Source organism: Candidatus Thermoplasmatota archaeon, from assembly GCA_034660695.1.
Taxonomy (GTDB): Archaea; Thermoplasmatota; E2; order UBA202; family DSCA01; genus JAYEJS01.
Genome location: JAYEJS010000082.1, coordinates 1 through 8,309, shown reverse-complemented (window position 1 = coordinate 8,309; position 8,309 = coordinate 1). Strand labels below are relative to the sequence as shown.

The window sequence follows — 8,309 nt, the reverse complement described above, 5'->3', positions numbered from 1 at the left end:
AAAGGATTTGGCCACACGCTAGAAAAAGGAGTGAGAATAAGTTATGGTCCTCACGTAGAAAATGTTGATGTGATAAAGGAAGGATTTGAAAGGGTAGAAAAATATCTGGGGAAATAACGTTGATTGAACAAAAAGCGTGACGTGCTGTTAAAATTATAAATAGTCGTTTTATTTTTGTGTATGGATTATATGCACTATCGTATCATAGCAACGGGATGCATTCTCTTTTTACTCTTATCTTTTACATTACCCCAGGAAAGCTTTTCGTCTTCTGATGAAAAGACCGTGAAAATAAAGGTTGCTGTATATGGTTCTACCGTAAAAATATTTGCTGAAGAGGTTAAACAAACAATAGAATATTCATGGGAAAACAACGGTACAAAATATGAAATTATTCCTGTAATCATAGGCAGGAATGATGTTATTGGAAAAGGTAAAAATGCATTGACCAACGAAAACTTTGATGTTTTTATTGTTCCAGGGATCAGCAGCCCCTATTTTGATGCATATGATTTAAGGTGGAGAAAATCTGTAAAGGAATTTGTTGAAAATGGGGGAGGGTATATTGGCATTTGCGGGGGGGCAAATCTTGCTTCAATGGGCTTTCAGGAGAAACTCAGCCCCAATACCGTGCTGGATTTGTCAGTCCTAAAGATTGCAAATGTGTATGTAAATGATCAGCAGGCACAGGAATGGCAATACTTATGGAAATCCAACTGGGAATATGGGCTGCCACCGATTCAAGTATATATCTCCGAAGTGAAAAATCCGATAACAGAAGGATTCTGTGGGGGTTATAGGAATATTCGCTACGGCGGGGGCCCCGGCATGTATCCTGCCTACGAGGATAATGAAAAATGCGGGGAAGTTATTCCTCTTGCAATATATGCGGAAGAGCCAATGGAAGTGGCACCCCTGCATTACTGGAAATGGAACGGCAGGTGGGAAATAGCGGCAAATGTAACAACTGATATAAAGGGGCAATGGGCATCAATCGCAACGACATATGGAAATGGAAAAGTGGTTTTATTTGGCCCCCATCCGGAGAAAAAAACGTTTTTTGGGGGGCATGTAGAGGAATTTCCTGTAAGAGCAAATACAAGATTTACATGGTTCATCTACAACTGGAGCGATGGAATTTTATCAGAAGAAAGTTATAACTGGTGGATGCTAAGAAGAAGTGTTGCCTGGGTTACCCACCATCAAATACCTCCTGCAAGCAAAATAGCTGTTTTTGCTGAAGAGCCTGAAGATGGCATGTATATCAACGGAAGGAAAATCATGGAAATGAAAAACACCGTAATTATTGGAAGTGCTACCGTAAAAGCAAGAGCTATTGATGGGAGGGAGATAGCCATGTATGTAGATGGAGAGTTAAAAGATCTTATACATGGCAACTCGTATTCTAACATGCTTTCTATAGGAAAAGGAACTCACGTTATAAGAATTGAAACGTGGAATAATGGAGAGAGAGCAATCCGTTCATTTCCTGTCATTGGAACGTAAATTTCTAGTCGTCTTATGTATATTTTATATAAAAGCTTTGGAAAATATTTATATATTTATTCCTATATACTCTTTTGAGGTGAAAAATATGCCAGGTGGAGACAGAACAGGACCTTGGGGCTTTGGGCCTATGACAGGTAGAGCTGCAGGATACTGTGCAGGCTACCCAGTACCAGGATACGCAAATCCCAGCGTTCCAGGATTTGGCTTTGGAAGAGGTAGAGGTAGAGGTTTTGGACGAGGACGAGGATTTTGGTGGAGAGGATATTATCCATATCCAACACCATACTATGGGCCAGCACCATATTATGGGAGTGAGTATCCTGAACCCAGCAGGGAAGAGGAAAAAGCATACCTTGAAGACATGGTCAAAGGCTTGGAAGAAGAACTTAAGGGCATAAAAGAAAGGCTCCAGGAACTGTCTAAAGAGGAAAAGTAAGGGAGTTTCTGAAAAAGCAAAAGTATAAAGTTAGGAATTGGAAACTTCCTTTTTTCTTCACTTTAAAAAAAAATAAAAAATGTTATCAAAAGCAGAAGAAGAATATATCAAAACGATTTATCTGCTTCAACAGAAGCGTAGAACTGTTCGTAATAGTGAGATAGCAAGAGCACTAAACCTTAAACCTGCGAGTGTTACTGAAATGCTTCAGAGGTTACATAAAAAAAAACTTGTTACACATAAACCATATAGGGGAAATGTACTTACCGTTATGGGCAGAAAAATCGCTGAGCTTGATGCATGTAATATAGAACATGTTATTACGTCTGAGAGTGTTAAGCAGTTAAAGCAGTTCGTAGAGAATAACCCAGACTATTCAAGATGGAGACAAGTTTTAAAAAAGGTACAAATTGATAATTAGGAGTACAATATACTAACAGAGGGGTGACAGAAGTTGAATGAGAATAATGCCAAAAGATTAGCCGGTGATAAATCCAGGGTTATAGATAATATGCAAAAAATCAAATATAAGATTGTGATACTGAGTGGCAAGGGTGGTGTGGGAAAAAGTACTGTGGCTACAAATCTGGCTTTCTCTTTGTCTATGCATGGGTTTGAGGTAGGATTGCTTGATATCGATATTACTGGCCCTAATATCCCTAAGATGCTGGGAATTGAGGATAAACGCCTCGCAGGTAATGAAACCAGTATCTTGCCATTTATTGTTTCTCCGCATCTAAAAGTAATATCGATGGCATTTCTTTTAAAAGATAGAGATACACCTGTTATTTGGCGTGGGCCATTAAAAATGAAGGCCATACAGCAATTTCTGGGTGACGTAGTTTGGGGTGATTTAGATTATTTGATTATTGATTTGCCGCCAGGCACTGGAGATGAACCACTGAGCATTGCTCAGCTGATACCGGATAGTGTCGCCGTAATCGTTACTACACCTCAAGATGTTGCATTGCTGGATTCCAGAAAAGCAGTAACCTTTGCAAGGGCGCTAAAAACACAGGTAATCGGAATTATTGAGAACATGAGCGGCTTGACATGCCCGTATTGCGGTAAGGAAATTAACCTGTTTAAGGTCGGGGGAGGAGAAAATGCTGCAAAAGAGATGAATGTGCATTTTTTAGGAAAACTTCCTATAGACCCAAATATTGTTGAAACAGGTGATTCTGGAGAACCATTTATAGTCAAATACCCAGACTCAAGTTCTGCTAAAGCATTTGCAGAAATTGTAAAAAAAATTGATAATATTGCAAATAAAGGAAGGTGATAAAATATGCCAGGTAGAAATGGAACAGGGCCAGATGGACAAGGTCACATAGCTGGGAGAGGTCGAGGAAGAGGTCGTGGTCTAGGCGGTGGATTCGCTCAGGGCCCCGAAGGTGAATGCATTTGTCCAAACTGCGGGTACAAAGAGCAACATCAATTGGGAGTGCCTTGCTACAGCAAGAAATGTCCAAAATGCGGGACACCTATGACAAGGGCGTAACTGCCAAAGGTTAAATAAGCAAGAGTGCTTTCGGTCTGAGGGTGAAAGTTATGAAGATAGGAATATCATCGACAGGCGAGGATTTGAATTCCAATGTCGACCAAAGGTTTGGAAGATGTCCGTATTTCTTAATAGTTGACATGGAAACCATGAATTTTGAGGCTATTCCAAATGAGAAAGCGATGGCTTCAGGCGGCGCTGGGATACAGGCTGCCCAGATGCTTGCACGGGCTGGCATAAAGGCAGTAATAACTGGTAATGCTGGGCCAAATGCATTTCGGATACTAAAATCAGCCGGGATAAAAGTCGTCACGGGGGTAAGCGGGACTGTAAAAGAAGCAGTTGAGAAATACAAAAAAGGCGAGTTTCAAGGGACAGATGCTCCCAGTGTTGATAGCCATTTTGGAATGGGGCAGGGAGCCGGCAGTAGAAGTGATTTATGAAAAGTATAGAGAACAATTCTTGCAGCGCAGGAGATTTGAGAAAATGATAAAAACAAGACGCACATCTAGAAATATGAAAGAGGTGAAATAGTGAAAATATGCATTCCAAGTATGGGAGATAAAGGATTGGATGAGCAGATTGGAGAACACTTCGGCAGGGTACCTACATACACGATTATTGACCTTGATACCGATGAAGTAAAAGTTGTTCCCAATATAAGTCATCATATGGATGGGCAGGTGAATCCCCCTGAGATAATGGCAAAGGAAGGAGTTAACATCATGATCTGTCGAGGGCTTGGAAGGCGCGCAATTATGATGTTTGAGGAGATGGATATTGAGGTTTACATCGGTGCATCTGGAACTGTAAAAGATGCAGTCGAGGCTTTCAAAAAAGAAAAACTTCAAAAAGCAAGTGAGGCAGATGCCTGTTCACAGCACGTATTTAGAGATCAGCATCACTACTAACATACAAATAGTGAAATAATGAAGACATATCTTGATTGCATACCGTGTTTTCTAAAACAGTCGTTGGAAGCCGCATGTATGGCAACCGATGATAAAACTATTCATAAGAGTGCCCTCAGAGAAGTTATGAAACATCTCGGGGTCGTTTCTTTTACAAGTTCCCCTCCAGAGATATCACGGGAGGTACATGAGATTATAAGGAGAGTCACGGGCTCGAAAGATCCTTATAAAAAAGTAAAGGATCAGTCAAATAAAATGGCAAAGAAACTGTATCCCCATCTTAAACAACTGATTAATGAAGCGGATGATTCATTATTCATGGCCATCAAGCTTGCAATTGTTGGAAATGTAATTGATTTTGGTACGGCCAACAGATTTAGTGTTGAGGATACGATCGAAAAGGATTTCGAAGATAAAGCATGTCCACGGTTTAAAAACGTCTTAAAAAATACAAAAACAATTCTCTATTTAGCCGACAATACTGGAGAAATCTTCTTTGATAAACTTCTACTCGAAGAACTTGTAAAGATGGAGAAGGAAATAACCTATGTGGTAAAAGCAAATCAAATCATTAATGATGCGACGGTTGAAGATGCAAAATTTGCGGGTATCGATAAACTTGCAACAATTATTGCAGGAGACGAAGGCCAAAAATTATCTGCGCCCGGAATTGTGCTTTCACATGCATCCAAAGAGTTCATGGAACATTTTAGGACAGCAGACATGGTTATTGCCAAGGGCCAGGGAAACTATGAATCATTGAGCGATAGCGGCCGTGAAATTTTTTTCCTCCTGATGGTAAAATGTCCTCTGGTTGCAAGAGACATCGGTAATGATGTAGGTAAGCTTATTTTGAAGGTGAAAGAATGATTATTTCGGTTGCCAGTGGAAAAGGTGGAACAGGAAAAACAACAATTGCGACAAATCTTGCTTTAAGTCTTGAAAAGGCACAACTGATTGACTGCGATGTTGAAGAGCCAAATGCAAATATTTTTCTTAATGCAAAAATAAATGAGCGTGAAGATATTTCGGTAAGCATCCCAGAGATTGATAAGACTAAATGTAATTTTTGTGGCAAGTGCTCTGATTTCTGCGCGTATAATGCATTGGCTGTTGTTCCATCTGATGTACTTGTTTTTCCTGAGTTGTGCCATTCATGCGGTGGATGCGAGCTTGTTTGTCCACTGGATGCTGTTGGTTGGCATGAACGAATCGTTGGGAGGATCGAACATGGAGTGGCAGATGGTCTTGATTTTTATCATGGTTTGTTGAACATTGGAGAGATTCAGGCTATCCCTGTTATTAAAGCATTGAAACGGAAAGTTGACGGGGATAAGAATGTAATTCTTGATGCCCCTCCTGGTACTTCCTGCCCGGTTATTGAAACGGTTGGTAGTTCAGATTATTGTATATTGGTGACCGAGCCTACTCCTTTTGGTCTTCATGATCTTAAACTTGCTGTTGACGTGGTCCGGCATTTGCATATTCCATTTGGAGTCATTATCAATCGTGATGGAGTTGGAGATAAAAAAGTTGAACTATACTGTCAAAATGAGAAAATACCAATCCTGATGAAAATACCTCACAGTGAAAAAATTGCTCATCTTTATTCTAAAGGCATTCCATTTGTAAATGAATTACCTGATTGGAGGAGCAGGTTTCAAAATCTTTTTAGCAGAATACAATCAGAGGTGAAAGCATGAAGCAGCTTACTGTCATTAGTGGGAAAGGCGGAACAGGTAAAACTTCTATTACTGCTGCTTTTGCATCTCTTGCCGGTAATGCTGTTCTTGCTGATTGTGATGTTGATGCCGCTGATCTTCATCTTATTCTTAAACCTGACGTTAAAAAGACAATGGGTTTTCATGGATTAAACATTGCACATATTGATAAGGATCGTTGTATTGATTGTAAAAAATGCTATGAGTCTTGTAAGTTTGATGCGATTGATAAGGAAATTAATCTTATTAAGGAGTCTTGTGAGGGCTGTGGCGTCTGTGAATATATTTGTCCTGTTGATGCAATTACAATGAAAGAAAGGGATTCGGGTTTTGCATATATCTCCGAGACTCGTTTCGGGCCGATGTCCCATGCCATGTTGAAAACGGCTGAGGAAGCCTCTGGAAAACTAGTTACAGTGGTGAGAAACAATGCAAAAACGCTTGCAGAGGAACAGGGAAAAGATTTGATTATTATTGATGGCCCACCAGGTATTGGATGCCCCGTTATTTCTGCCATAACCGGAGTTGACCTTGTTTTGGTTGTTACCGAACCGACGCTTTCTGCGATTCATGATCTCGAACGGATACTTGGTGTTGCAAACCATTTTGGTATTCCTTCTGTTGTTTGCATTAACAAATATGACATCAATGTGGATAATACAGAAAAAATCGAGCAATACTGTAAAAGCAATGGTATTGAGGTTGTTGGAAAACTTCCGTATGACACGGTTGTGACTGATGCTATGATTCGTGAAAAGAGTGTGATTGAATACTCAGATAGCGATGTTGCCAATAAAATTATTGATATGTGGAATGAGATACAAGGGAGGTTGCATATATGAATAAGGATGAGGATGATGATATAAAAAAATGGCTGGATCAAATGGGTGAGATTTTTTTGATAGATGTTGGTATTAGACAGAAGCAGACCGTCTTGGATTTAGGATGTGGAGTGGGCAATTATGCGATTCCAGCAGCAGGGGTAGTTGGAAGGAGTGGAAAGGTTTATGCTATTGATAAAAACAGGGGATCTTTGGATGAATTGATACAGAGAACTGAAGAAAGAGGATTAAAAAACATTGAAATAATAGATGTATCAGAAGAATCTGACCTGCCTTTGCAAGATGAGTCTGTTGATGTGGTTTTGCTTTATGATGTCATACATTTAATAGATAATAGAAAGGAGCTGTTGGCTAACATTTACCGAGTTTCAAAACCAAATGCCCTTATTTCAGTTTATCCGAAACACCATCAAGAGCATATGAACATGGAGTTAGATGACGTTAAAGATGAGATAGAAACTGTACATTTTCGTTTTGAAAGAATGCTCTACAAAATACTAATACATGATAATTGTCTTGAACAAGGCTATGTTTTAAATTTTAGGAAAGAATGCTAAATGAAAATGAAGTTGAAAAGTATTTAAAATTTTATAACAGCGAATTCGGTAAAGAAGTATTAAAAGGAGAGTTAAAGTTCGTTGAATCAAAATTGAAAAACTGTAAAAACGTATTAAGTATAGGATGTGGACCTGCTTCATTAGAAACCAGATTAAATCAACTACATCCTGAGATGAATATAACTGGTTTAGATAATTCAAAGGAGATGCTTGAGCACGTCTCACCATCGATTCATGTAGAATTTAGTGATGCTCAACATCTGAAGTTTGACAATAACACCTTTGATGCCGTTCTGTATGTTACATCACTTGAATTTATCATTGATTATAAGAAATCAGTAAAAGAGGCTTATAGAGTATTAAAAAATAAAGGATTAGTTCTCATTTTGATGTTAAACCCTAGATCGCATTATTTTAAAAGGGAATATAGTGACAAAAGCTCATATATCAGAAAAAATATAAAACATGTGAATACTGAAAAAATAAGAGAATGTATTTCCAACTATTTTTTTATAAAAAGCGAAGAGTATTTCCTTGGCATAAAAGATGGGAAAATATTTGATAGTGATGATCCAAAGCTAGCTAGCATATATATCGTGGAGGGGATAAAATATGACAAATGATTGGTTTTGGTCATGTTCCGTCACGTCGTCTGGGGAAGAGCTTGGGGATAAAATAATATCCCACCAAAAATCTGCAGGTTAAATAGACCAAACCTTAAATTTTGATTCCTAGCTTGTTAGGTGGCACAAACGCATTTTATAACCGATAGATTTATATTCTTGTGCACCCTAACTATTATTATGTCATATATTGAAATTAAGACAATAAA

At 38.8% G+C, this 8,309-nt stretch carries 11 protein-coding genes; all 11 read left to right on the top strand.

All coding sequences use genetic code 11. The features are described 5' to 3' along the window. The first annotated feature begins 180 nt into the window (after window positions 1–180). The 11 genes from U9O96_04150 to U9O96_04100 all read left to right on the top strand — a co-directional run bounded on the left by U9O96_04150 (window position 181) and on the right by U9O96_04100 (window position 8,100). Window positions 181–1,506 carry a BPL-N domain-containing protein gene (locus tag U9O96_04150; GenBank protein MEA2054295.1) on the top strand — a complete coding sequence of 442 codons (1,326 nt, stop codon included), beginning with the start codon at window positions 181–183 and terminating at the stop codon, window positions 1,504–1,506. A gap of 88 nt (window positions 1,507–1,594) precedes the next feature. Next, window positions 1,595–1,945: a DUF5320 domain-containing protein gene (locus tag U9O96_04145; protein MEA2054294.1), complete on the top strand. Its 351-nt coding sequence runs from the start codon at window positions 1,595–1,597 to the stop codon at window positions 1,943–1,945. Window positions 1,946–2,024: 79 nt separating this feature from the next. Continuing rightward, a complete protein-coding gene (locus U9O96_04140; GenBank protein ID MEA2054293.1) occupies window positions 2,025–2,366 on the top strand; it encodes a metal-dependent transcriptional regulator in 342 nt (113 codons plus the stop codon). Between the two features lie 33 nt (window positions 2,367–2,399). After that, window positions 2,400–3,227, top strand: coding sequence for an Mrp/NBP35 family ATP-binding protein (locus U9O96_04135; GenBank protein MEA2054292.1), 828 nt, complete (start codon window positions 2,400–2,402; stop codon window positions 3,225–3,227). Window positions 3,228–3,496: 269 nt separating this feature from the next. Then, complete coding sequence (locus U9O96_04130) at window positions 3,497–3,889, top strand: NifB/NifX family molybdenum-iron cluster-binding protein (GenBank protein ID MEA2054291.1); 393 nt, start codon at window positions 3,497–3,499, stop codon at window positions 3,887–3,889. A 111-nt stretch (window positions 3,890–4,000) separates the two neighbouring features. Next, a complete protein-coding gene (locus tag U9O96_04125; protein ID MEA2054290.1) occupies window positions 4,001–4,357 on the top strand; it encodes a NifB/NifX family molybdenum-iron cluster-binding protein in 357 nt (118 codons plus the stop codon). A gap of 18 nt (window positions 4,358–4,375) precedes the next feature. Next, window positions 4,376–5,227, top strand: coding sequence for an ARMT1-like domain-containing protein (locus tag U9O96_04120; protein ID MEA2054289.1), 852 nt, complete (start codon window positions 4,376–4,378; stop codon window positions 5,225–5,227). Beyond that, the gene (locus U9O96_04115; protein MEA2054288.1) at window positions 5,224–6,060 is read left to right on the top strand and encodes an ATP-binding protein; all 837 of its coding nucleotides are present in this window, start codon (window positions 5,224–5,226) and stop codon (window positions 6,058–6,060) included. The genes U9O96_04120 and U9O96_04115 overlap by 4 nt, the downstream gene beginning before the upstream one ends. Further along, window positions 6,057–6,920, top strand: coding sequence for a 4Fe-4S binding protein (locus U9O96_04110; protein MEA2054287.1), 864 nt, complete (start codon window positions 6,057–6,059; stop codon window positions 6,918–6,920). The genes U9O96_04115 and U9O96_04110 overlap by 4 nt, the downstream gene beginning before the upstream one ends. Further along, the gene (locus U9O96_04105) at window positions 6,917–7,477 is read left to right on the top strand and encodes a class I SAM-dependent methyltransferase (protein MEA2054286.1); all 561 of its coding nucleotides are present in this window, start codon (window positions 6,917–6,919) and stop codon (window positions 7,475–7,477) included. The genes U9O96_04110 and U9O96_04105 overlap by 4 nt, the downstream gene beginning before the upstream one ends. Continuing rightward, window positions 7,471–8,100 (top strand): class I SAM-dependent methyltransferase, encoded by a 630-nt coding sequence (locus U9O96_04100; protein ID MEA2054285.1) that lies wholly within the window; start codon window positions 7,471–7,473, stop codon window positions 8,098–8,100. Before U9O96_04105 ends, U9O96_04100 begins: the two co-directional genes overlap by 7 nt. Window positions 8,101–8,309 lie beyond the last annotated feature (209 nt).